This window comes from Lysinibacillus sp. S1, from assembly GCF_044986265.1.
Lineage (GTDB): Bacteria > Bacillota > Bacilli > Bacillales_A > Planococcaceae > Lysinibacillus > Lysinibacillus capsici.
Genome location: NZ_CP173154.1, coordinates 2,980,822 through 3,007,348, shown reverse-complemented (window position 1 = coordinate 3,007,348; position 26,527 = coordinate 2,980,822). Strand labels below are relative to the sequence as shown.

The following is a 26,527-nucleotide window of genomic DNA, read 5'->3' as shown; positions in this document are numbered from 1 at the left end:
GAAAACTCTCCTTGGTATTATGTAGCATAGCATACTTTACTGGTTAAATTAACTAGTCAAATAGTTATATACTTGTTCAGGTAAGTCAATGCCCTTATCCATTGTTTCCAAACTACGTATCTGTTCAATTTCACCAGGCACTAGTACCTGATCAAAATTTGGTGCTGTTGGCGCATCATGTAATTCATTTATCATTTTCGAGATATTTGCTTTGAATTGATTTACATCTCCAAAAATATTTGGATCTAATACATATAAATATTGTCCTAGATTACGTTTCTGTTCGTAATCACCATACATTTTTGAAATGTGAGGACCAAAAGCTGCACTTGCTAAAATTCCAGAAAGAACATCTATTACAAGTGCCATACCATATCCTTTTGKCCCTKCWAACGGTGTTAAAGATTTTACTTGGTGTGCGTCTGTAGTTGGTGCTCCTTGTGCATCAACTCCCCATGTATTTGGAATTGTCTCCCCTTTTTCACGTGCATATAGAATTTTCCCTAGCGCTACATTGCTTGTTGCCATGTCCAAAATAATCGGTTTATCGTTGGTTGGAAAACCGTAAGCAATTGGATTCGTACCAAAGTAAGGCTCTTTTCCGCCAAAAGGAACAACTGCGGAGTCCGTTTGAGAGCACATAATAGCAATTAAATTTTCACTCGTGGCTTGTTCAAGAAAATAGCCGAGTGCCCCACAATGGCTACTCTCTTGAATAATCGTTGTACATGAGCCATGTTCCTTAGCCACTTTAATGGTTTCATCCATAGCTTCCTTACAAATGACATGCCCAAAGCCATTATCCCCCTTAAAAAGAAGGTGATTTGTGCCTCTTTTTTCTACTGAAAAATGAGGGTTTTTCGTTATTCCACCTGCCTGTAAACGTGTTATATAATGCTCCACGCGCATAACACCGTGAGAACTGACACCACGTAAATCGGCATAAATCAAAACATCTGCTACTTGCGCTGCTGTTTCAGCTTCAACACCTTCAGTTGTGAATTTTTGAACTACTATTTTTTTTAATGCTGGTACAGAAATATTCATTGAAAATCCTCCCCATTATTTAAAATAGATTTGTGCTTTATTTGTGTTGTATTGTTTTGCCTCAAAGTAAGAAATAGCTTCATCGAATGCAATATGCTTCGTAACATAGCCTTTCTTTATAGCTCCTGACTGCATGTAGTTCATAACCGTCTCAAAATCTTCTAACGTAGCATTACGGCTGCTCTTCAATGTTAATTCCTTTGAATGAAATTCAGGATCATTAAATGTAATGGTTTTCTTCATTAAACCAATAAACACTAATGTGCCACTATTTTCTACGTATTGAAATGAGGATTCCATTGATTGTTGATTGCCTGTTGCATCAAAGACAACTGTAGGAAGTTCACCATTAAATTTTTCATGTAACTGCGCCATTATGTCATGGCTACCAACAATCACACCATCCGCTTCCGACCATGCCTGTCCTTCTTTTAAACGTTCTTCGTTCAAATCCATTAATACTGTTTTTGCACCGCGTAACTTAGCAAAACGTGCTGCTCCTAATCCAATTGGCCCTGCACCGATAACAAGTACCGTATCATTTTCTGTTAGTTCCGAACGACGTACTGCATGGGCACCAATAGCTAATGGCTCCACAATGGCTAATTGGTCACCTGACACAGCATTATCAGTAATTACAATACTTTCATCAACTACGATATATTCACCCATACCACCATCCATATGTACACCTAATACTTTCAAAGATTTACAGCAGTTTGTTTGACCTCGACGACATGCAACACACTCTCCACAATGGATGTATGGAATAACTGTTGCACGATCTCCTACTTGGATGTCCTTAACTGCTTCACCGACTTCTTCCACGATAGCAGCTAGTTCGTGGCCTAACACTCGTGGATAACTAAAGAATGGTTGTTCACCTGCAAAAGCATGTGTGTCTGTTCCACATACACCAATATGCGTGATTTTTAATAAAACATCATGACTTCCTTCAATACTAGGCTTGTCTACTTCACGTTCCACCATTTGAAACGGTTCATTAATGATTAATTGTCGCATGCTATTGCCTCCAATAAACTAGTAATTGTAGATAATTGCTGAATAACCTTTGCTGCATCACACTGGAAATATTGTTCGATAAATTGTTGCATTGGCTCTGACTGACCTTGTTCAAAATAGTTATGGATTTCAGTCAGTTTTTCAATAATTTGATCAGATTCACGCACGGAAAAGCGTGTTGGATTCATTGCATATATCCCTATTGCTAAAGCTTGATAGTATATTTCTGTTTCAGCGTAAGGGGCAATACGTGTTTGCCACTTGGATAACTCATTTAATTGAATATCATATAGCTGATGCTCAATAAATGGGTTTAAAAAACGTTCAAAGACATCTTGCTGATAGTGCTCATCCACTTGGAAGCGTTGGGTAAAATCGTTTGTTACTTTTTCAATAAAGGCTCGAACACCTGCATGTGAAAATGCCTCTCTTACAGTTGTATAGTTAAAAATCTTGCCGAATGCTGAAAGCAAAATATGACTACCATTTAAAATGGCAACTTTGCGTTTTCGATACATGTCTAAATCATCAAAGACAAAAGGGAAATCATGACTTGTTGGCCAATGTTTAAATGGCTCTTTTTGGTCAATTATAAATAAGAAATACGGTTCACAAACTGTGTAAAGGGCATCCTCCCCCTGATAATCCTGTGGATAACCTGTTACAATACGGTCTACAAGTGTATTACAAAAAGTTAACGTAGCAAGCCAATCATTAAATGCTGTAGGCAACTTCCAGTCTTTAGCATGCTGTAGACAAATTGTTTTTAATGTAGAACCATTCTGTTCTATTAATTCCAAAGGCACAATTGCCACTTGTTTTTCACCTTGAAAATGTTTGTAATATTGTTCTAGAAAGACGGTTAACTTTGCTGCATAGCTTGTGGGACAAGCCGTAGGATAAGGAATATTTTCATAATAAATCCCTGCCTCTGTTGTATTAGACACAATCATTTCTAATGTCTCAGACTGTGCATATTGTAAAAATGTAGGCCAGTTTTCATATGGATGAATAGTATCTTGAATAATCTTAATAGTGGTTTCTTCTTCTACGACCTCACCGTTTTTTAGCCCACGTTCCATCACAGTGAATTGCAGCTGTTGTTCTTCTAGCAGTTTAACTGTTTTTCCTCTTGCTGTTGCTGCGACAGAAACAATACTGCAAGGGACTTGTAGTTTTTCAACTGCTAGGTCAAAAAAGCCTCTGATAAAATTCCCATCACCTATTTGCATAATTTTAATAGGATGTTTCATGTCATTTCTCTCCTACATCGTCACGCCATCTTTAAAAATGGCGATTTCTTTGAATCCATATTTCTCATTATTCGTTTGCACTTCACCTGAAGCTAGCGCTACTATATAATCCATAAATTCATCGACTAATACATCCATCGGCTTCCCATCCACTAACTGCCCTGCGTTAAAGTCAATCCAATTTTTTTTTCGTTCATAAAGTGGTGTGTTTGTTGAAATTTTGACTGTTGGTGTAGGTCCTCCAAAGGGTGTTCCCCTACCAGTTGAGAAAAGGACGATTTGGCAGCCTGTTGAGGCCAGTGCTGTTGTTGAAACAAGATCATTTCCTGGACCGTTTAGTAAATGTAGCCCCTTTGTTGTCATACGTTCGCCATAATCAAGCACTTCTTTTACCTCTTGAAAGCCCCCTTTTTGTATACAGCCAAGTGATTTTTCTTCCAATGTTGTTATTCCACCCGCTTTATTTCCTGGAGAGGGATTTTCATAGACAGGTTGATTATATTTCATAAAATACTGTTTAAAGTCATTTACTAAATGCACAATATCCTCAAAAACAGAGGCATCTTTTGCACGTTCCATTAAAATCTGTTCAGCACCAAACATCTCTGGAACTTCCGTTAACACCGTTGCACCTCCAGCTGAGATCAACTGGTCAGAAAATACACCAATCATCGGATTAGCGGTAATGCCAGAGAAACCATCACTACCACCACATTTCAAACCAATTTTCAGTTCTGAAATAGGTAATGTTTGTCTGTCAAATGTCGTCACATAGTCAAAGGCTTTTTCAAGCAGTTGTTGACCCTCTTCCATTTCATCTGCTGATTCTTGAACATTTAAAAAGGAAACGCGTTGTTCATCATAATGACCAATTGTTTTCTTAAAGAGCTCAATATAATTGTTCTCACATCCTAGCCCTAATACAATGACTGCCCCTGCATTAGGGTGATGAATTAAATTAGCTAAGATTTTTTGTGTATACGTTAAATCATCACCAAGTTGTGAGCAACCATATGGATGAGCGAAATGCTGTACACCATCAAAATTGTCAGCCTTCAATAATTGGTTGCCTAACTTCGCCAAGTTTTCAGCTACTTTGTTAATACATCCAACCGTATTAATAATCCAAATTTCATTTCGTACACCAGCCTGACCATCTTTTCTACGATACCCCTTGAACGTGCGCTGTGCATGACGAGACTCGGCTACGGGATGTGTTTTTGGATTAAATTCATAGCTTAATTCACCCGATAAATTGGTTTTCATGTTATGGGAATGAACCCAGCTACCTGCTAGGATTTCTTCTGTCGCATGACCAATTGAAAAACCATATTTCGTGATGTGTGCATCTTTAGAAAGAGTCTTGATGGCGATCTTATGCCCACGTAGTACTTGTTGCTGTAACGTTATTTCCTTTTCATCCAATGGAAGTAAATATCCTTGAGGAAGATCACTCAAGGCTATGGCAACATTGTCCATCGGATGAATTTTAATAATTGATTGATTGTTCATTTGAATCMATCCTTTCTATTTTTAAGCTAATTCTTTATGAACAATTGGTGTAACAAATTTAATAACTGCTAATGAAGCGATGACCGCTAAGCCACCTGCAAGTAGGAAAKCTGCGGAGAATGTTCCTGTTCTGTCTACTAGGAAACCTGTTAAAGTTGGCCCAATAATACCAGCTGTGTTTGCAAGGAAGTGCATAAAGCCGCCAACAGATCCAACATACTTAGATTCCACCACATCATTAATGATTGCCCAGTAAATAGCCCCTGTTAAATATAAGAAGAAAACAGAGGTAGCAACAAGCGCAACAGCACTAACTGTTGTTGTTACAATACCTGCACAGCCAATCGATACAGCTGCTAAGAATAAACATGTCACTAGAACCACTTTACGAGAGAATAAAACTCCCTTACGCATAAAGCGTTTGTAAATGAAATCTGAGACAATTCCACTCAATGCTAAACCTAGGAATCCTAAAATCCACGGAATAACCGTTACAATACTCATATCTTTTACAGCCATTCCACGAGCTTCTACTAGATAACTTGGGAACCAAGTTAAGAAAAAGAATAGGATATAGTTATAGGCAAAGAACGAAAAAGCAGTAAATAATACTGTTGGTTGTTTTAAATAATAAGATAGACCACGACTATGATTGATATCTTCTGCTGCAATCTCTAAGTTTGCCATTGATTCTACACTGTCTTCTTTGTTTGGCTTTTCTTTCACCACTTTAAACCATACGATTGCCCAAATAAATCCAAGGATCATGATCGCAATAAATGAATATTTCCATCCATATGCTAATGCAATATAACCAACGATTGGACCTGCGATTGCACCACCAAGTGGCGTACCACTATTGGCTAGCCCTACTACAGAGGCACGTTTATCCGCAGGAAACCAGTTATTCACCATTTTATTTATGGTTGATGACAATGGCCCTTCCGCCATACCAAATACAATACGAACAATAATCAACGATGCGAACCCAACGACTAAAACCATTGCTCCACTAAATAAAGACCATACAATCATCGCTACAAATAGCGTTAACTTGGCACCAAATTTATCGGAAGCCATTCCACCTAAGAAGTTAAAAATGGCATACCCAACAGAGAAGCTACTAAAGATAATCCCTAATTGGGTTGACGTTAGATGAATATCTTCTTGAATAAATGGTGCTGCAATTGATAGTGCTGAACGATCTAAATAGTTAATGACACCCGCTAAAAATAGCATGACAATTACAACCGTTTTGCCGTCTCCAAAAATACCTTGTTGTTTCATATCATTCACCCCTAAATTTGAAATAAATCCCCTTTGTTAAACGCCTGAATAAGCCATAAATCCACCATCAACAGGAATTGTTACGCCAGTGACAAATGCTGAGTATGTATCATCAGCTAAAAATAATAAAGTTCCTAATAAATCTTGTGGTTTTCCAAAACGCTTTTGTGGTGTAGCTGTAATGATTTTTTCTGAACGTGCAGTTAATGAACCATCTTCTGTTAGCAATAAATTACGGTTTTGTTCGGTAATAAAAAATCCAGGTGCAATGGCATTAACACGTAAACCTGCTTCTGCAAAATGCACCGCCATCCATTGCGTAAAGTTATTAATCGCTGCCTTTGCCGCGCTATATGCAGGCACTTTTGTCATAGGGGCATAGGAGCTCATGGATGAAATATTAATAATTGTGCCCTTCGTTCTCAGCAATGCTTCACCAAAAACTTGGGCAGCCAAAAATGTTCCTGTAAAATTATTCGAGAATACGCTTTCAAAACCACTTGGTGTTAATTCAAAGAAATTTGGTGTAGTCGATTGTTCTTTATATACTTCATCAGCCGTAATGGCATCTGGATGATTGCCGCCCGCTCCATTAATCAGTACATCAATTTGACCATATTGCTGTAAAATTGCTTGTCTCGCTGCTATTAACGACTCTTTGTTTAAAACATCCACAGAAAAATTAATTGCTTCTCCGCCATTTTCTGTAATCGATCGGACGACTGCTTCTCCTTTTTGCGCTGTACGATTTAAAATAGCAACTCGCATACCTTGCCTAGCCAATTCCATTGCCATCTCTGAGCAAAGAACACCACTACCACCCGTTACAACAGCCACTTTATTTTGCAATGCTTCATGCACCTTACTCACCTACTTTTAAAATAACTTTACGTACTTCATTTTGGTTTTTTTCTATATATTCAAATGCTTCTTTTGCTTCATGTAATGAGAAAGTATGTGTAATTAAACCTTGATGCTGTAGCTTTCCAGCATCAACAAGCTTCACTACATTTTCAAATTGGAATGTTTGTAAACGTGAGCCTTTTATCGATAATTCCTTTTTCGTAATTGGTAGTGGGGCAAGCTCAATGGCTTCCTCTCCAAAGCTAAGGACTACTACTCTCCCAGCAACTGAAACAGCATCGATAGATTGTTTAAATGTTAGTGGAATACAAACTGCATCAATAGATACATTGACACCTACTCCATCTGTCCATTGGTTAACAGCCTCTAATAAATCTTGCTCGTTTACATTAACAACTACATCTGCACCAAGTTCTTTTGCAAATGAGAGCTTTGCTGGATCCAGATCAGAAATCATCACGCGTGCATCTATTAATTTAGCCATCTTTAAAATACAAATGCCAATCGGTCCGGCCCCTTGAATCAATAGTGTTTCACCAGCCTGTAATTCACCACGATATACTGCCTGCGCGCCAATTGTATAAGGTTCAATTAAGACTGCCTCTTCTAAAGAGGTGTGGTCTGCTACTTTATGCAATTGCTTTTCAGCTACAACAAAACGCTCACGCATGCCTCCATCTTCATGAACACCAAAAACAGAAAGTTGTTCGCAGACATTTGGTTGTCCTTTACGGCAAGCATAGCACTCACCACAATAACGAATTGGTTCGACAACAACCTTGTCACCAGCTTTTAAACCTTGTACGTCTTGACCAACCTCTAACACTCGGCCAGCAACTTCATGCCCAGGTACACGAGGCAATGTCGCTAATGGATTCGAACCATGATAAATATGCATGTCTGAGCCACAAATACCAACATATTCTGTTTGAACAAGGACATCTGTTGACTTTGTTATTACTGGTTCTGCTACGTCAATTAAAGCCATTTCAAAAGGTTTGATTACTTGTAGTGCTTTCATACATGTCACCTATTTCTTCAGATTTTCATAAGCATCCCAAAGTCCATTTAAATACATAATGCCAAGTGCTCGATCATATAAGCCGTAGCCTGGACGACATTGTTCTCCCCAAATATGACGACCATGATCTGGACGTACATAACCTTCATAGTTTTGGTCATTTAATGTACGTACAATATTTTTAATATCGATTGAACCATCCGATGTAAAATGTGATGTTTCAAAGAAACTACCATTTTCCATAATCTTGACATTGCGGATATGAGCAAACGGAGCACGATATGCATATTTTTCAGCGATGGCTACCATATCATTTTGTGGGTCTGCTCCCATTGAACCTGAGCAGAACGTAAAGCCATTTGCCATGGAATCAGAGATTTTAATTAATTTTTCATAGCTTTCTGCTCCTGTAATAATGCGAGGTAAGCCAAAGATTGAATACGGTGGATCATCTGGATGAATCGCCATTTGAATACCTACCTCTTCCGCAACTGGTAAAATAGCTTGTAAGAAGTAAGTTAAGTTATCCCAAAGTTTAACTTCATCTACTTCTTTGTACTGCTCAAATAAATCTGAGAGTCGAGCTAATCGTTCTGGTTCCCATCCTGGAAGGGTTAAATCCGAAGATGCGCTTACTTCATTCACCAGTTCTTGTGGATCTAAGTTCATGACCTTTTCCTTATCAAAATAGAGAGCCGTTGAGCCATCTTCTAATGGATGGAATAAATCTGTACGTGTCCAATCAAATACGGGCATGAAGTTATAGCAAATAACTTTGACACCCACTTCACCAAGGTTGCGAATAGATTGTTTATAGTTTTCTATATATTGATCACGTGTTGACAATCCTAATTTAATATCTTCATGGACATTGACACTTTCCACGACATCTGTATGGAATCCGAACGATTGAATATAGTCAACTTCATCTTGAATAGCCTCTTTAGTCCATACCTCTCCTGCTGGTAGGTGATGGAGTGCCCAAACAATACCTTTTACATTTGGTATTTGCTTCACATCTTCTAATTTCACTGTATCATTGCCACGACCATACCATCTAAATGTCATATTCATACGTCATTACCTCCTAGTTTGATAGATTTTCGATATATGCTTTGGCACGTTCCACTACACCTGCATAGCCATCTTTTACAAATGCTTTATTTAAATCACTTCCAATCCCAACTGCAACTGCGCCTGCTTCTAACCATTCATTCATATTAGCCAAACCAACACCACCTGTAGGCATAATTGTGATATGTGGTAGAGGCCCTTTAACGGCTTTAATAAAGTTTGGTTCAAATTGATTTCCCGGGAATAGTTTAATAATGTCACTTCCACCTTCAAGTGCTGTCACCATTTCTGTAATGGTCATACAGCCTGGTAAATATGGAATGCTATAGCGATTGCAAAGCCTTGCAATTGCAGCGTTATAGCTTGGACTAACAACAAATTTGGCACCGTTTAAAATCGCATGGCGTGCAGTTTCAACATCCAAAACTGTGCCAGCTCCAATTATTGCATCGCTATTGTGTAATGCTTTAAAAGTTTCTTCAACAAAAGGCGTTGTATACGTTATTTCGATTGCTCGAATGCCACCTGAGATAGCACCTTTTGAAATTTCCGTTGCTTCTTCAGGTGAATCCCCACGAATAACAGCTACAATTTTTGCATCTGACAACGCTTTCAAAATTTCGATTTTTTGCATTCCTGACAACTCCTAACGCTCAATTAGTTTTTCATCACCAATAAATTGCCTTAATTCTTGCAGGGATGGAAGCCCTTCATTATCTCCTTTAATTGTTGCTACCAATGCACCTGCACCATTAGCTAAACGGAGGCGTTCTACGATATCATCACCATTTAAATAGCTATAGACATAGGCAGCATCAAATGCATCCCCTGCTCCAACTGTATCAATGGCACGAATGGAAAATGCTTCTCGATCATACTGTTCAGTGGCTGTATAAACCGTGGCGCCTTGTTCACCTTTTTTCACAATAATTTCATCTATTTTATAACTCTCTTGAACGTCTTTAATTGTACGCCCTTCAAATAAAAGCTCAAATTCATCCTGTCCTGTTAACAGAAGATTGATAGATGGATACACTTTTTCGTATACCGCTCGGGCATCTTCTATAGTCCATAGTTTTAAACGTAAATTTGGATCAAAAGATATTGGAATATTTTTCGCCTGTGCTAAAGTAATTAATTTCAATGCAACTTCAATGTTATGTTCACATACCGCTAAATACACGCCGCTAATATGTAATAAGTCCACATCATCCAGTACTGACTCATCAATACGATCTTCTGTCAGCTCAAGTAAAGGTGATGGGTTGCGGTAGTAAAACGATTTACCTGCACCGTCTTCCCGAATCTCCTTAAAATAGATAGATGTTGGAATATGTGGTGTTCGTAAGACATGTGATACATCAATCCCTTCACCACGCGCAAAGTTATAAATTAATTTGCCAAATTCATCGTCTCCAATACAACTAATCCATTTTGCTTCCATATCTAAACGCGTAACACCTATCGCAAAATTTAATTCTGCACCACCCACAGCTCGCTCAAAGGAAGGAACGAAACGTAGAGGACCTGTCTTAGATGGATTAAAAACGACCATTGCATCCCCAATCGTTGCAATTCGTTTATTTCTCAATATGTTCATCCCCTTCACAAGTAAAACGTTTTAGTAAAACGTTTTACTAATACTAACACGATTTTTTTTACGTTGCAACAATAATCCGATTATTTAGATTGTTAGGGTCATATGACCATTATTGTCTTACATGCATAAAAAAACCTCGTAAAAGACAGAAAATAATCTATCCTTTTACGAGGGGAATCTATTTTATTGATAAAATGGCTTTACCTTGTAGCCGTTTTTCTCTAAATGATAGCGAATATTTTTATCGATTAGGAAGTGACCTGAACCAACAACAACAAAGTACTTACCTTCTTTTTCTTCCAGTACATTCATGATTTTCTTGGCCATTTGTTCATCACGTAGACCAAATAGCATTTCATTAAATTCAGATGATGTACCTTCCATTGCTTGGAAGCTTTTTGCAAACTCTTCAACATTTCCTTGCTTCCAGCTTGTAAACCACTCTTGAAGTACTTCAGATTGATTTTCTTCCGCTGGATGAATGATACTATCCAGTACAGCGACTAGTGACTGCTCCTGTGCCTCTGGTGATAATCCTTCAAACATATCAACCTGTGCTCTTGTACCTTCTAATTCAATCACTGGCTTTTGCTGCAACTGTGCATTTAATAAAAAGTAGACATCGATACCGTGCATAGCCATCTCTTGAGGTGTCATACCAAAGGAATCGTCCATAGCTAGCATCGATAATGCACTCGAAAGCATCCACGGCTTTTGAACTGTTAGCTGGTCCATTGGCAGATCATAAAGCTTTGCCACTTGTTCAAGCTTCGCATATGTTTCTGGTGCAACAGCATCTTTCAATGTTGAGCCATCTGTATACATTGCTTTCTCTGAATAGTATTCAAGTGCTTCCGTATCCAAGATATTCGCCTCTACTAGCAGTGCATCAGATTCATCAAATGCCGTTACTAATTTTTTATCGAATGGATATAAGTCTGGTGTTCCTAAATGAATAGAGCCTAATAAGTAGATAAGCGTATCCTCGTCCTCTACTACCCAGGCCACCCCTTTAGAGCCTTGCTCTGCAAGTGCATATGTACTCTGAATGAAACGAACAGCTAGCAAAACAGCCTGTTGAGTGGTTGCCTTTTTCTCTAACTGAAGTCCATTGGGAGAGCCTTGTAATATATTTTGCTCTTTCATAAATTGAACAGCATCTGTACCAACAGGTAAATCATACCGTGCTACAATATTATACAAGCGATTGACAATATCACCACGTGTATTATTGTTTTTCACACTTACTGGTTTGTATTGTTTATTTTCAGCTAAGCCTAGAGAGGCAACCTTCTTTTCTGTTAAAGCTAGTAGTTCATTTACTTTGTCCACTGGAATTTCCTGAAGAAAACCATCGAAGTACCATTCAGTTGAGTAAATCCCGTATTTTTCGCCCTCATTTAATGTTTCTATTGCCCATTCGCTTATCGACGGTACTAGGGGTTTTGTTTGCTCTTCAGCATGAATCACAGGGACAACTGTCGTCAGCATTAATGAGGCACCAAGCAACGCTGCACTCGTTCGTTTCATCATCTTTTTCATCAAATTCTTTTCTCTCCCTTTTCCTATTTTATGTATAAGTATCGTATGAAATTATACCATATACTATCCAACTATTTTATAAGTAAAAGTGTAAATATTGACAAATATGTATTGACATTTCTCTATTTTGAAATAGTTATGAAGAGGTCAAATTTAATAAGACGATGACAAATTATTATGTCATCGTCTTTTTCGTTTATTAGTAGAGAAGGTTTATTGAATAAATTTAGGATCTAATATACCTAAACCACTGCCTTCAAGTTCAAATTTCACTTTTGAAACTCCATCTAAATTAACATGAACCTTTACCTTATCTTTGATTGCTCCACTATCATAAACTAATTTCCCATCTGCGTAAATTTTCAAGAAACCTATACCGAAGGAATTAGCTGCTAATTTTTTAATTGGTGCCAAATAGGTTTCGAATCCCTTGTAATTTCCATTGGCTAAGTATTCCACTGTATGGTCTTGAACTGCGCCTCCCCCATGATAACCACCAAGCTGATAGGATCGCTCAAATTTTTCACCTGTACTAATAATGACAGAGCTTGGATTGTGGAAGAAGTGGTCTTCATCACTTCCAATAGGTTTTACATCTTTTAAAGCGATGAATTTTGGAACATCACCAATATAAACGGATTTTGTTTTCCCATCCCATGTTACTTTTTCACCTAAAGATTCAGCAATAAATCGCATTGGGACATATATCGTGCCTTGATAATTAAATCCAGATTGACCTTCTGGCGGTACTTTCTCAACCTTATCTACATAATAATTAATTGGATCCTGAAACACGCTAATCTTTTTCATGTCACTTGCTGCTTCCGTTGTTGAAAAGTAGGTAAAAGTCAAACCTCCTACTATAAAAAACCCTAAGTAACTAGTTATTATAAATAGCTTTTTCATAAAATCACTCCTTAAAATAAACATAGATATATGTAATTATACCAGAAATTTCATACAGCCTTTAAAGATTTTTATATCAGGATATTTTTTAAATTTATTTGTGAGCAATTATACGATTAATGGCAAAAACTCAATCCAATTAATGGATCGAGTTTTACTTTTTAATTATCGAATAACTTTCTTCTTAAAAATAGACGGTAGAACCTCTAACAACCGTTCACGTGTAATGGGATCACAATGATTCCATATAAAATCTATGAAATGAGTCTTACCAGGAGCAAGCTCGATTAACGTGGCGATTTGTGGGCAGTAAGTAATCATTAGTAATTCTTTGGGGGAAGCCAAGATAAAATTACGCTCTCCAGCATAGTGATTTATTTGATGCTGCTGAATTTCTATCCATGCTTGCCCTTGCTCGATTAGCTGCATTACCTGAGGAGTAGGACGAAAGCCCAGAGATTCATACAAGCTTGCAGCCAATCCAGTCTGACACATAACATAATATTTAGTATCTAACTTGAGATAAACAGTAGCCGTCTCCCCAGCAACATAAACATCTGCTAATTGCCTACGTACCAATCTTACTTTGTTCTCATATGTAGAAATCCACTTCTCTGCCGCTTTACTCCGTTCAAATAGTTTAGCGATATATCGTAACCGCTCAAATAGACTAAACTTGCTATTCAGTATAATAGTAGGAGCAATCGCATCTAGTTTCTGCAAATCATGTTCAGGATGAAAATAGCTAAGCAATAATAACTCTGGCTGCAGCTGTGCGATTTTATCCGGATCTACCCAATGCCCAATACTATGAATGTTCCTTAATTTATTGTGATAAACCACGTTATCTTTCATGATTGAGATGGCCGCCCCTATAGGAGGTATGCCTAGAACAAGTAATTCCCCAAGTGTAAATTTGCCATCAGTCACAATACGTGTTGCATCTTTAGGAACATGAATCTTTCTACCAAATGAATCGATAACTGTTCTTTCTGGAGTATGAAGTTGAATGTTTGCATATTCACGTGGGGTGTTTCCGGTTAATTTATGAAAGCATCGACTAAAATAATATTCATCCTTAAACCCAATTTGTCGAGCTATTTTTCTCAATGGCTCAGTTGAATTACTTAGAATTTTTTTTGCCTGGTTTATACGTACATGAGTCAAATAATCCGTCGGCTTTTTACCGGTCAATATTTTAAACTTTTGACTATATTGCCATCTTACCATTCCAGCCATGTTAGCTAATTGTTCAACTGTCAAGTCCTCATCATAGTGCTGTTCTATGTACTGTACAGTTTGTTGAACCAATTTTGTCTTTTCTTCGTGCTGTAACTGGTTAGCTTGTTCATCTAACTGAACCATCATAGCTAGTATTTGCTGAAGTCTACCTTGTAACATGGCCATTTCTAATGTGGATAGAGAGGAACAAAATTGATTATTGTTCGATGCTTCATTTCCTAATACCTGCTTGACTTGAGAAAACAACAGATGATAGGGATAACCATGAAGCAGGGGTGGATGAGCAATTCGGTTCAAAGTCATTCCTTCTACTTCAAAGGTTTCAAAGGTAAAGCGAGCAAGCTGTGCCTCTTTGTTACTTGACTCTACCGTGTAGCTTTGTATAGGTAAAATGAGCATGCAGCTTCCTTGTCGTAGATCGATTGCCATTTTGTCTACATACAGTCGTATGGCAGGACTGAGTGCTATCAATAATGTGCATAAATTTGTTTCATGATTATTTATTCCCTCATTATGGCTAGTAGCTGACATTAATCGATCAACTTGAAATCGATCATAGTGTTGTAGTCTAATATATAAGGATGTCAGATTCATAAGCAACTCTCCAAACATTGAAAATGATTCTCATTATCGTCATTGTAACATATAATGACCCACTATCAACGATTGTTCGAGTATGTGCTAGAATACTAGCGGTTTAAAAATTGATTGGACGGATACAATTTTTACTGTTTGCGCATCCACTCTGGTAGCTTTTGGAACAATTGCTTCAAAGCTAATAAATTATCTGTATTCCATTCATTAGGAACAACATAAACTTTTCCCTTTTTGACAGCAGGCAAAGTTCCCCATATCGGGCTTTGTAGCAGCCGATCAGCTTCTGCTTCACTTTCACTATCCTCTTGTACAATTACAAACAAATGATCACCAGCAAACTCAGGAAGCACCTCTTCTGAAACCTCTAGGAAAGATACCCCTTCTACATCAATAATATTCTTTTGTACTGCTGGTGGGACAGCAAAGCCATTTTTCCCATAAATAATAGCACCTAGGCTACGATCACCCATAACATAAAGCGTCTTTCCTAGCTGATAGAAAACTGTTGCGGTTTCCCCTTCTGTTAATTGAAACTTTTCAAACATTTCTTTAGACTCTGTTTCAAACTTAGCAAGCAATTGAGCTACTTCTTCCTGCTTATCTAAGATATTCCCCATCTCTTTTACTCGTTCTGTATAAGGAAGAGCAGGATTAAAGGGAATCGTAGTAGCGATTTTTGACAATTCTTCATTAAGATTTGGATCCGCCTTGTAATAGCCATTAATAATCAAATCAGGTTTTAAAGTCAAAATCGTCTCTAAGTCAGCAGGATTACCAATATCAACGATCCCTTCAAGTTTGCCTTCATAGTAACTAGGAGAATCTTTAGGAAGATTATTACCAACAACCGGAATATCCATCGCCAAGAAATCACCAATTGTCTGACCAATATAAACGACTCGTTTTGGATTTGCAGGTATTTCAACCTGTTCACCTGTAATCGTTGTATATTGAATAGTTGACTCACTTTCCTCTGCTTTCACATCAGATTGAGTTGTTTTCTCGTTTTCCTTTTTCTGCGCATCAGATGTGTTGCCATTAGAACTACATGCCGCTAATATCAATAACAACAGGAGGAAACTCCCCCATAGTATAATTCTCTTTCCAATATATTGCTTCATATTTGTTGCCCCTTTCAGATTTATCTTTAATTGAAAATGATTATCATTTACAGAGTTATTATAGATTTTATGAAAGGGCGAAACAATGAAAAAAACGCAATAATTTATTTGGATAAATGTCAATAATCAGGATTATGAAAGCCTTTTGGTTTTTTTTAGTGAAGAATTATTCATTTTAGGATTTCGACTATATGATCAATTTAGAATCTCAAGAGAGAAAATGGTGAAATGTAAGCATAAGTATTAGCTCCCTATAGAAAAAAAAGAAACCATTTCAGTGGTTTCTTTTCATATTAACAAGCTGTTGATTACTATTCTATTTGATTTCTTCAGTGAGCTCTAAAATAATTCCTTCTGGCCCACGAACATAGCATAATTTATAGGCGTTTTCGTACCTATAAATGTCACTAATAAGTTCTGCGCCCTTCTTTGTCAATTTGTTAACGAGGGCTTCAATATCTTCAACATTGAAGGCAATATGCTGGATACCCAAAGTATTTGCTAAAGGATGCTGGATGCCTATTTCATTTGATGGCGCGTTAAATTTTACTAGTTCAATATTCGTCTCACCGTCTGGCGTTCGCAGCATTACTATTTCTATATTTGCGTCACTATCTGACGTTCGCAATTTTGCAACGTCCTCTTTTATATCTTGAAGCCCTATTACCCGCTCCATCCTCTTCACCCATTCACCCTCCACTTTTCCTTCCCCTAACACCTCAAGGCCAAAGTCAAGAAAAAATGCTTTCGCTGCAGGAAGATCATTGACGATTATCCCCACATGGTCAATCTTACGGATTTTCATATTTCAAACCACCTTTCTCCTATTTGAATAATTTCTTTTTAATTGCAGAATCCTAAGTCTTAATTATTTTTATCGTATATGATGATTGTCCTTTTTACGAATAAAAACGCTTTAAAACCCCTATCTGAAACATCCTTCTAAACAATTTTTAATTTATGGCGGGTACTCGAATAAGAATAGAAAAAAAGAAGCCCATTAAAATAGGCTTCTCTTACACTTATAAATAAAGGATTTTTACTAGGTAATCTTTTTCACCCCATGAACCGTAGCTTTTAAAGGGGGAAAATCCCCAACACTACACAGACAATAATCATGACAATTGTAGAACCGAATGCCCACTTTAAGAAGATACGTTGTAGTGTTCCGAAATCCTCTCCAACCATTCCTACTAATAAATACGTAGAGGGAACAAGCGGACTTAGAAGGTGTACTGGCATACCTAAAAGAGAAGCTCTACCGATTAGGGCTGGATCAATGCCATATACTGCTCCTGCCTTTGCAAGTAACGGCAGTACTCCATAGTAAAAGGCATCATTAGACATAAAAAATGTAAAAGGTGCGCTGAGAATGGCTGTAACAACAGCAAAATGAGAACCCATTGCATCTGGAATATAATGAATCACTGAGTTTGCCATTGCATCTACCATTGATGTACCTGAAAGAATGCCTGTAAATATCCCAGCTGCAAAAACCATAGAAACAACAGATAATGCATTGTCAGCATAATTCGCAACACGTTCCTTCTGATCTTTCAATTTTGGATAGTTTACAGTAATCGCAATCGCAAAACCAAGCATGAATAATGCAACAGGTGGTAATAACTCCATAATTAACGCTACTAAAAGAACAATTGTCAAAGTATAGTTAAAGATAATTAGTTTTGGACGTTTCAAATAGTCATCTTCGACTGTAGCAGCAGACTGAGCTGCCGCTTCATAATCATATTCTATAATACCAATCCGCTTTCTTTCCTGTCTTCCGAACGTAAATGCCATGAACAGAACAAAGATAGCCCCGCCAATCATCGCTGGAATCACTGGTGTAAAAACCTCAGACATTTCCAGATTCAAGGCTGTCATAACCCTTGCTGTTGGTCCTCCCCAAGGTAGAAGGTTCATCACACCCGAAGCTGAAACGGCAATACCAGCTAATACAATTGGTCGCATGCCAATTCTTTTATAAAGCGGTAGAAAGGCAGAAATAGTAATCATGTATGTTGTCGTACCATCACCATCTAAAGAAATAAAAAGGGCTAATACGGCTGTTCCGATAGCAATTTTTACAGGATCCCCTTTTACTAGCCTAAGAATCGTTTTAATGATTGGATCAAATACACCAGCATCGATCAAAATACCAAAGAAAAGAATTGCAAATAAAATCATAATCCCTGTTGGAGCGACACTTTTAATCCCATCCAACATCATAGGTCCCATTTCACTTCCGAATCCACCAATAACTGCGAACGTAATTGGCACTACAATTAATGCAATCATTGCTGTAAGACGGCCCGTCATAATCAAAATCATAAATACTATTATCATTAAAAAACCTAAAATTGCTAGCATAATACTCCCCCCAAATGCTTCGTGAAGTTATTTATTAATTCGTTAAATAACTAATTTTCCGAATATTACACCTTATAATAAATTAACATCGACCAAATGTAATCGTTTACAAATTAATGTTTATTAATTTCTTTATAGCTATTTTGTACATTTTGTTCACGAAAAGCATTGTATACCTGTCTATTTTTGATAAACAAAAAAAGAGGCTAACCTTGGACTATGTATTCTCTCCAACATCGTATAAGACGATAGAAAGGAAAACACATAGATCTCAATAGTCAACCTAATAAAGCAAATATATTACTATGCATAATAAGAATAAATTTACTCAGTAAATCTCCAATAATTTCTCATATTTCTTATTTTCATCATCAAGAAATCTAGATGTATCTCTACTGTTCATATAAAAATCTTCCCACATATACGTCTGCAAAGTTTGTTTCCATTCTTTAGTTTTGACCATTTTTGCAAATGTCGTCTCCCAAAATTCGATTTCCTTTTTTGACATATTAGGTGGTCCCATAATACCGCGCCAGTGTTTAAAAACTACATCTATTCCCTCTTCCTTCCATGTAGGAATTTCTGGGAGCTCCTTTAAACGTTTCTCCGAGGAAATGACAAGCAATTGTACCTGATTCAAATCATAATATTTTTTAGCCTCGGACAAAGTCATCGTTGCCACATCTATTTGCTTTTTTAATAATGCATCAACAACTTCATCACTATTCTCATAAACTAAAAAATCTAGTTTTTCAGGATGCACTCCTGCCTGTTTACTCGCTAATACAAAAGAAATTTGATCATCATTGCCTAATCTCGGAGAAACTCCTATTTTATACGCTTGAGGTGTTTCTTTGAGCTCTTCCATTAAACCTTTTGCACTTTTTATTTCTGAATCCTTGGAGACAATTACGACATTCCATTCTGTAGCCAAAGTGGCAATGGGTGTAAAATCTTTGTAGGTTAGCTTACTTTGCCCCAACAAATGATTGGTAATGAGTAAGCTTGAATTCATTGCTAGCACATGTTTTTTTTGTTGTTTAGTATATTTCCATCCTAGCTCTCCACCAGCACCTATTTTATTCAGTACATGAATATCCTCATCAATCAAATTGTTACTCAGTAAAATATCCTGTATGGCTCTTGCTGTTTTGTCCCAACCTCCACCAATAGAGCTTGGGGCAATGAATGTTACTGTATCTGTTATTGCTTCATGCCCCTCATCTTGTGAACAACCAAAGCAAAGCATGACAACAAGCACGAAAATAAACATTATTTTTTTTCTCATTGTTCATCCCTTGTCCTTATTTTTAAGTTAACCTTGTTGTTATTCTTTATAGTAATATTTCCTCTCAGGCCTTCCAACAACTCCATATTCATGTTTTGCCGTACAGACATCAATTGAAACAAGAAACTCTAAATACCTTCTAGCAGTTGTTCGAGATGCACCGATTTGTTCACCCATCTCCTCGATGGAAATACCACCTTTTAGTTCCTTCATTACCTCTTTCACTTTTTCTAAAGTATGACGATCAACACCTGAAGGCAAGTCTTTTTGAGATGAGGACAATTGATTGGCAACACCAAAGTATTGATCAATCAATGTTTGGTCGACCTCATCACGATGACTTAGAAGTTTTTTCTTTTTTTTATATTCTTCCACCGCTTCAACAAATTTCTCCATTGTCACAGGCTTCAACAAATAGTTACTCACACCATATCTAACTGCCGTCTCCAACATCGTTTTTTCTGTTGCAGCAGTCACTATAATAATATCGATTGATGGATAATGATCGCGAATTTTTGCTAACAAATTTGTTCCAAGATCATCGGGCATATAGATATCCAAAAAAAGCAAGTCAACTTCATATTTCTCTAGTATGTCCATCGTTTCCTTTGCATTCAATGCCTTCTGAACAACCTTTACATCTGGTACTTTATGCAAAAACTGTTCTTGCACTTGTGCAATACGAAAATCATCTTCCGCAATGACAACCTTAATCATTTTTCCCCTCTCCTTCTTTTATCTCCCTGTGCTGACATTTAGAAACCCAACTTAAAGGGAAGTACCTCCAACATCAGTAGTACTATAGATTATCTCATTGAGTAAGCTTCATTATTTCGGTAGGAATACCGTGAAAATGGCCCCACCGTGTTTGTCATTTTTTACTTCTACTGTTCCACCTAAAGATTCTACAATTTGTTTAACATTAAATAAACCGTACCCCCTATTTTTTCCTTTAGATGAACTACGTAAATCAAATATAAAATCTAACATATCTTCAGCAATTCCCTTTCCATTATCTGCTACTTCTATAATGATATCACTCCCAATTCCTGTAATTGAGAAAGACACCCTTCTCTCTTTTCGATCGGCTACGGCATCAAATGCATTATCAATAAGATTTCCAATGATTGTGATGATATCCGTGATTTCAATGTGACTTGGTAAGACATCTACATAACTATCAGGATCAATTTCAAAGGCAATCTTCTTTTCCGATGCATTGCCCAGTTTCCCTAATAATATAGCTTGAACATTTATATCTTGAATTTGATTAAATAGGATTCGGTTTTGGTGTTGGTGATTGGCTGACTCCTTTTGTATAAATTCAAACGCATCCTGATATCTCTCTAATTGGATTAATCCTGATAATAAGTAAAGTTTATTTGAGTACTCATGCGTTTGCGCACGAAGTCCCTCAGAATATGCGCGAACCTCTGTGATCGTATCAATAAGCTTTTTAAGCTCCGTTTTATCACGAAAACTAGAAACCACACCCATAATCTTTTCATTTTCGATAATGGGAATAAAATTAAAAATAAATACTTTATCATTAATTAATATCTCTACATTATGAATGGGCTTACCTTTCTGTAATACATGATCGATATTAATTGCTGGTAAGACAAATTGAATATGTTCACCAATAGAGGATTCATCCTTGAGGTTCAACATTGAACTAGCAGAATGATTGATTAAGGTTAAGAAACCCTTTTGATCGATTGCAATGATTCCTTCCTTTACTGATAACAGAATGGCACTTCTTTCTCTATATAGTGAGGAGATTTCATGCGGTTCCAATCCCATAGTATCTTTTCTAATACTTTTGGTTAAAAAAATACCACCAATGATTCCTAAAATTAAAACAATTAGAGAAGCAATGAGAATGGACTTAATTCGTTTATAAATATTTTGAAAGATTTCTTTTTCTGCGTATTCAACCGCTACGGTCCCAATTACACGAGTATATTCTCTATTGTCTGCTATGATAGGAACCTTTCCTATTAAAACAGAACCACTCTCTCGTTCCAATTCAAAATTATTAGAACCACCAAATATTAACCCATAATTATTTGTATGATCAAAACTCTTCTGACCAACCTGACTTGGGCTTCTGTGCGAATAAATAATCTTCTCCCGATCTTCAATAATAATATTTTCTGCATTTACCTGATCTATTACTTGCTCAGCAATTGGACGAAAACGTAGCTCTAAATCACTTTTCCCAATGGATTCTTTAAGTTCTGGCATAAGAGAGATTGTCATAGCCGTTTGCAATGCCAATTGTTTAACTTGAGTCCTTGCATCGACATATTGTAAATAAGCAAATATACTGGCGAGCAGAAAAACAATAAAAAGAATTAACGTGCTAATCAGTCCCAATATTTTTGTTTGTAATGGTATCTTTTTTTTGTTCAATATACTTAACCTTCACCCTTTTCAACTAGTATAATTCATATAACTTTCATCCTACTTTTATTTAAATCCCTTTGTTTCCATATTTAAGAGAATATAACTTAGCTCATGGTAATTTGACTGTTATGATTGTCTTAACTAGAAAAATCATAAGAACTTACTAAATATCAGAGGAAAACCTAGTTTGAATCCAGCTTAATTTCTAGATTATACTATATTTCAAAGGAATTTTAGAATGCATAAAATTCTTCCACCAAAATCGGTGGAAGGTTTATGTAAATCAATAATAAAATCTTATAGACACATCAGGAAAAGTCCTGTTGTTAATCCATGCTTATACGCTAAGTCTCCATTTTGTAATTCTTGGTCAAAATAAACTTGTGATTTGATATTGGATTTCGGCGTTCAGGATGAAAATAGAATAAACATGAATTTATTACTATCATTAAAATAAAGATGCTCCTCTTATTACAGAAATGCGCCAATGTCTGATATCTCCCTTGAAACTTCCCCTAATTTTTATTTTTTCCCTCCTTATAGTTTGAAAGAGTTCAAAAAAGGTTATAAAACACTATAACAAAATATTTAAAATACAAAATAGGAGATGGATAGTATGAGTTTCATTTGGTTTTTAATAATTGGCGGGCTTATCGGTTGGCTTGCAGGTATAATTTTGGGTAAAGATATCCCAGGTGGAATTATTGGTAATATTATTGCAGGTATTATCGGAGCATGGATTGGTGGTATGCTTCTTGGAAGTTGGGGTCCTAAAATTTCCGATTTCTATATCTTCCCTGCCCTCATTGGAGCAATTATACTAGTTTTCATTTTGAGTTTAATTATGAAATCATTGCGTAGTGCTTCGTAAGCTAAATAGATCTCTTAATCTATTACTATACGATTAAGTGAATCAGATGTAACCAATAATAAATGGTGACTGTGCTTATAACAAAAAAGCGGCCTTCCACATCATATCTGTGGAGGACCGCTTTTACTTTGTTTTTAATTAACTTAACAATCCTCCGCTCCGTGAATTCAAGAAGAACAGAACAGCCTATACAACAATAGCGCCTGATTGAGGAGGACTATGCCATACAAAGCTTGATAATTAATGTTCTATAGATGTGATCCTCCACTTGCATCGAGCAATTGACCAGTTACCCAACGGCTGTCTGATGAAGCAAGAAAGGCGGCAATATCTGCCACATCCCCGGGCTCTCCCCATCTGTTGAAAATTGAAAGACCAGCCGCATATTTTTGTCCATCAAGGTTTTTCAAAGTCTTAGCATTCATTTCTGTATTAATAATCCCAGGCTGGATGGCGTTTACCGTAATATTCCGGCTCCCTAGTTGTTTGGCTAGAAGACGCGTAAACGTGTCGATTGCACCTTTGGACATACTGTACGTGAAGACACTTGGTGAAGCTGCACGTGTCACAAAAGATGAAATATTAATAATACGCCCCCCATCTTTTAAACGTGGTAAAGCTTGCTGAGTAACAAAAAGTGGTGCTTTAACATTTATCTTCATTACCTCGTCAAATGATTCCTCTGTCGTCTCTTCTAAACTGATAATTTGACCAATTCCAGCATTGTTGACAAGAATATCGAATCCGCAACCGCCCATATATTCCCGAATAGTATCATCCAAAGTAGTAAATAAATCTTGAATACCATCTAGTGTACTAAGGTCAGCACCAATCGCCAAAGCATTTCCTCCGCTTTGTTCGATCTGGTGAACAACTGCTTCTGCCTCAGTACGTCTTTTCCCATAATGAACGACGACAAAGGCTCCCTCTTGTGCCAGACGCAATGCAATACTGCGGCCAATTCCTCGACTTGATCCTGTAACTAAAGCGATTTTGCCTGTTAACTTACCCATGCTTCCATCTCCTTGTTCAAACATAGTTAGATTACATAGAGAATTATATCAAGGGACATTATTTGAAATGTTGCTCTCCTATTCGGTTTCAAGGAGTGTTTCGTTATGGATAAAAACACCCCTTTAGAATAATAGTATCCAAAGGGGTAAAATGGTGTAATTTATTTACAAACGGTATGACTTTATTTAAAGTCACCAACACATTTGTGAATTATATTTAATGATGTCATATTTTTCACAGTAATCTTAAGAATTTTATAAGATGATAGTGACACTATTTATAATAACAATTGTCATATTCCTCTATTTCTATAATTTATGTTGTCATAAACTTTTCCAACTATTTTTTAATTATCTATTAAAGGGCGTTTTTTTGGTTTTTGTATCTCACTCATCAATGAGCATCCAAACTACTATCAAATTATTTGTTTAGAATCTTTAATCTCCTTCTAAGTCATCTAATGTGTGCCTTATCAATACATCAATTCCTTTATATACCCCTCGAGAGCTCTTTAAAGTCTTTTTGGTAACCCCTAAATATTCACTTAAAAGAGAGTAATCAACCCTACCATATTGATTATAAATATGAATTATTGCTTTTTCTAGGTTTGCCCTTCTTATTAACTTCTGTTCAGCTATATTCTCTTTCGCTGAATTTGAAATAAATTTTGCTATTTCTGGATAATTCCTTTTTAAAATTTTTTCAGATATTCCTAGAAATTTATATACTTCATGTACTAATATTGGTTCTTCATGAATTTTTTTATTCTTAATGTATCCATTTATTACTTCATATATATATTCTATTTCTTCTTTTTCTTTGTTTAATTTGTTACTCAATTTTGCCTCATTTATTTTTTTATTCAGGTTGTGGTACCGTAATGTACTTTCCGTTATATCTAAAATTGCTGCAACTTCTTTTACAGAGATCTGTATGTTACTTCGATCTAGGTGTTTAATAACTCGGTCCACTTCATTTCTCAATTTCTCCTCTTTTTCTTTGTTTGTTACTCGTGAATTTTCCTCCAAATATATATATTGCTGTACATCGGGATGCCAATAATAATAAAAAGTTGATAAAACGTCCCAGCCAAAAAGATTTGATGCTTGTTGTGTGAGTAATTCACTCTTTTTCCAAAAGGACTTCAATAAAGAAAAATTGTTTGTTAATTTGCTTTTACTTAAATCAACCACTCTATTTTCCAATTTTGAATTAGTATTACAAAACGGATTATATTGATAAATGTAACCTAAATAGAAATAAACTTTATTAGGATATATGTTAAGTTGCTGAATAATTTGTTTTTCAGAATAATCCTTTCTAAATAAACTATTAATTTTCTGTAATAAAGATTGAGAAATATTTGTTTCTTCCCATTTAGATAATTCTTTATTATAACCTACCTGTACCCAGCAATATGTGCATACACACATCGAGCTATATAAATATTCTTTTGGTACATACTTCCCTTTAGAGAATTTCATATCTACCATCCTATGAACGGTGCCATAAAATTCACACCATTCTGATTTGCATTCAATAACTTGAACTTTCTTATCTTGTGTCCTATTTAATAGTATCCTTATAAATGAGTTTGGTACTTTTAAACTCATTAAAGCACTTATTTCAATATTTAATTCTCTCAAAGTATTTAATATAAATCCTAATCTTAATGTACCATTAGATTTATTTCTCACAATTTCTAATAATCTTTTCACTTGTGAAGGAGAATAAAAGGGATGTTTCTTAGAATTTATCCGTACATTATTCGGAGTAGCTAAGAATAATAACAATACTGCAATTTTTCTATGTATTGGTTGAGATTCCTTTAATACATTTTTACTTATGAAACTTGTAATTTTAAATAAATTTTTCCAATCCCTATATATTCTAAATTGTTTGTTTTTTATATTAATATCCTGGATAGTCTCTTCTATTCCATCAAATAACAATTTATCACAAGAACTACACTTTAGATGTTCTAAATGGCCACTTCTTAGATATGGCTGTTCACTCCCACATCTGTAACATTTTGATTCTATTCTTGTAAAATGTTTATAACACATATGTATCTCTTTAACTTGCCATAAAAGTTGATATGCTTTATTTTCATTTAAACAACTTTTACAAAATCGACGGTTCTTGAGTTCTATTTCTTTCCCAAATATCATTTTTCCAGCTGCCCCAGGATAAAAAAAGCTAACTATTGGCTCAAAAGAATGTAATACCAATTCATTAGCTTTTATATTTAATAAAATTGACAAATCATTTAAATGAACAATATCACATGGAAATAAGTCAAACTTATAAAAGATATTCCTATCCACTTTATAAACTTCATGTTTCTTTACTAATTGCCATATTTCAGAGATACTGTTTATTGCATTTAAATTTGCTGTTCTAATGAGATAACTTGATAAAGATTCCCCTTCTATCAATTTAGGTCTGATTGTGAATGTTCTTCTAATCTCCATGAAATTCACCTC

Annotated in this window: 22 protein-coding genes; 1 reads left to right on the top strand and 21 read right to left on the bottom strand. The window is 36.1% G+C overall.

The genetic code is table 11. The annotated features are described in order from the left end of the window. Positions 1–48 precede the first annotated feature (48 nt). From allD to ACHZEU_RS14815, 19 genes are all read right to left on the bottom strand, one after another. Complete coding sequence (gene allD, locus ACHZEU_RS14905; RefSeq protein WP_404803514.1) at positions 49–1,047, bottom strand: ureidoglycolate dehydrogenase; 999 nt, start codon at positions 1,045–1,047, stop codon at positions 49–51. A 15-nt stretch (positions 1,048–1,062) separates the two neighbouring features. Continuing rightward, positions 1,063–2,070: a zinc-binding alcohol dehydrogenase family protein gene (locus tag ACHZEU_RS14900; RefSeq protein WP_048393961.1), complete on the bottom strand. Its 1,008-nt coding sequence runs from the start codon at positions 2,068–2,070 to the stop codon at positions 1,063–1,065. Next, on the bottom strand, positions 2,058–3,323 hold the full coding sequence (locus ACHZEU_RS14895; protein WP_048393960.1) for a hypothetical protein: 1,266 nt from the start codon (positions 3,321–3,323) through the stop codon (positions 2,058–2,060). Before ACHZEU_RS14895 ends, ACHZEU_RS14900 begins: the two co-directional genes overlap by 13 nt. Before the next feature lie 12 nt (positions 3,324–3,335). Then, complete coding sequence (locus tag ACHZEU_RS14890; protein ID WP_404803513.1) at positions 3,336–4,835, bottom strand: UxaA family hydrolase; 1,500 nt, start codon at positions 4,833–4,835, stop codon at positions 3,336–3,338. 21 nt (positions 4,836–4,856) lie between these two features. Further along, positions 4,857–6,122 (bottom strand): MFS transporter, encoded by a 1,266-nt coding sequence (locus ACHZEU_RS14885; RefSeq protein WP_404803512.1) that lies wholly within the window; start codon positions 6,120–6,122, stop codon positions 4,857–4,859. Between the two features lie 36 nt (positions 6,123–6,158). Next, positions 6,159–6,992 carry an SDR family oxidoreductase gene (locus ACHZEU_RS14880; protein WP_048393957.1) on the bottom strand — a complete coding sequence of 278 codons (834 nt, stop codon included), beginning with the start codon at positions 6,990–6,992 and terminating at the stop codon, positions 6,159–6,161. Then, positions 6,985–8,007 carry a zinc-binding alcohol dehydrogenase family protein gene (locus tag ACHZEU_RS14875; RefSeq protein WP_048393955.1) on the bottom strand — a complete coding sequence of 341 codons (1,023 nt, stop codon included), beginning with the start codon at positions 8,005–8,007 and terminating at the stop codon, positions 6,985–6,987. Before ACHZEU_RS14875 ends, ACHZEU_RS14880 begins: the two co-directional genes overlap by 8 nt. Before the next feature lie 9 nt (positions 8,008–8,016). Then, on the bottom strand, positions 8,017–9,081 hold the full coding sequence (gene uxuA, locus ACHZEU_RS14870; protein ID WP_279493397.1) for a mannonate dehydratase: 1,065 nt from the start codon (positions 9,079–9,081) through the stop codon (positions 8,017–8,019). Between the two features lie 13 nt (positions 9,082–9,094). Continuing rightward, entirely contained in the window at positions 9,095–9,715 is a 621-nt protein-coding gene (locus ACHZEU_RS14865) for a bifunctional 2-keto-4-hydroxyglutarate aldolase/2-keto-3-deoxy-6-phosphogluconate aldolase (protein WP_279493400.1), read from the bottom strand. A gap of 12 nt (positions 9,716–9,727) precedes the next feature. Further along, complete coding sequence (locus tag ACHZEU_RS14860; protein ID WP_054549722.1) at positions 9,728–10,681, bottom strand: sugar kinase; 954 nt, start codon at positions 10,679–10,681, stop codon at positions 9,728–9,730. 183 nt (positions 10,682–10,864) lie between these two features. After that, the gene (locus ACHZEU_RS14855; RefSeq protein WP_254660048.1) at positions 10,865–12,214 is read right to left on the bottom strand and encodes a TraB/GumN family protein; all 1,350 of its coding nucleotides are present in this window, start codon (positions 12,212–12,214) and stop codon (positions 10,865–10,867) included. Positions 12,215–12,436: 222 nt separating this feature from the next. After that, the gene (locus ACHZEU_RS14850; RefSeq protein WP_048393950.1) at positions 12,437–13,129 is read right to left on the bottom strand and encodes a stalk domain-containing protein; all 693 of its coding nucleotides are present in this window, start codon (positions 13,127–13,129) and stop codon (positions 12,437–12,439) included. A gap of 165 nt (positions 13,130–13,294) precedes the next feature. Beyond that, positions 13,295–14,965: a helix-turn-helix domain-containing protein gene (locus ACHZEU_RS14845; protein ID WP_279493403.1), complete on the bottom strand. Its 1,671-nt coding sequence runs from the start codon at positions 14,963–14,965 to the stop codon at positions 13,295–13,297. 131 nt (positions 14,966–15,096) lie between these two features. Beyond that, a complete protein-coding gene (locus tag ACHZEU_RS14840; RefSeq protein ID WP_279493404.1) occupies positions 15,097–16,089 on the bottom strand; it encodes an ABC transporter substrate-binding protein in 993 nt (330 codons plus the stop codon). 316 nt (positions 16,090–16,405) lie between these two features. After that, complete coding sequence (locus ACHZEU_RS14835) at positions 16,406–16,894, bottom strand: VOC family protein (protein WP_048393946.1); 489 nt, start codon at positions 16,892–16,894, stop codon at positions 16,406–16,408. Between the two features lie 272 nt (positions 16,895–17,166). Further along, positions 17,167–18,459, bottom strand: coding sequence for a CitMHS family transporter (locus ACHZEU_RS14830; protein ID WP_054549726.1), 1,293 nt, complete (start codon positions 18,457–18,459; stop codon positions 17,167–17,169). Positions 18,460–18,787: 328 nt separating this feature from the next. Next, positions 18,788–19,747, bottom strand: coding sequence for a tripartite tricarboxylate transporter substrate binding protein (locus ACHZEU_RS14825; protein WP_048393944.1), 960 nt, complete (start codon positions 19,745–19,747; stop codon positions 18,788–18,790). Positions 19,748–19,786: 39 nt separating this feature from the next. Continuing rightward, complete coding sequence (locus tag ACHZEU_RS14820) at positions 19,787–20,464, bottom strand: response regulator (protein ID WP_112116865.1); 678 nt, start codon at positions 20,462–20,464, stop codon at positions 19,787–19,789. A gap of 111 nt (positions 20,465–20,575) precedes the next feature. After that, positions 20,576–22,165: a sensor histidine kinase gene (locus ACHZEU_RS14815; protein ID WP_279496402.1), complete on the bottom strand. Its 1,590-nt coding sequence runs from the start codon at positions 22,163–22,165 to the stop codon at positions 20,576–20,578. 607 nt (positions 22,166–22,772) lie between these two features. Here ACHZEU_RS14815 and ACHZEU_RS14810 point away from each other — a divergent pair. Beyond that, entirely contained in the window at positions 22,773–23,027 is a 255-nt protein-coding gene (locus ACHZEU_RS14810; protein ID WP_279493405.1) for a GlsB/YeaQ/YmgE family stress response membrane protein, read from the top strand. Between the two features lie 248 nt (positions 23,028–23,275). Here ACHZEU_RS14810 and ACHZEU_RS14805 read toward each other — a convergent pair whose 3' ends face one another. Further along, a complete protein-coding gene (locus ACHZEU_RS14805) occupies positions 23,276–24,040 on the bottom strand; it encodes an SDR family oxidoreductase (RefSeq protein ID WP_279493406.1) in 765 nt (254 codons plus the stop codon). A gap of 438 nt (positions 24,041–24,478) precedes the next feature. After that, on the bottom strand, positions 24,479–26,515 hold the full coding sequence (locus ACHZEU_RS14800) for a TniQ family protein (protein WP_345803550.1): 2,037 nt from the start codon (positions 26,513–26,515) through the stop codon (positions 24,479–24,481). Positions 26,516–26,527 lie beyond the last annotated feature (12 nt).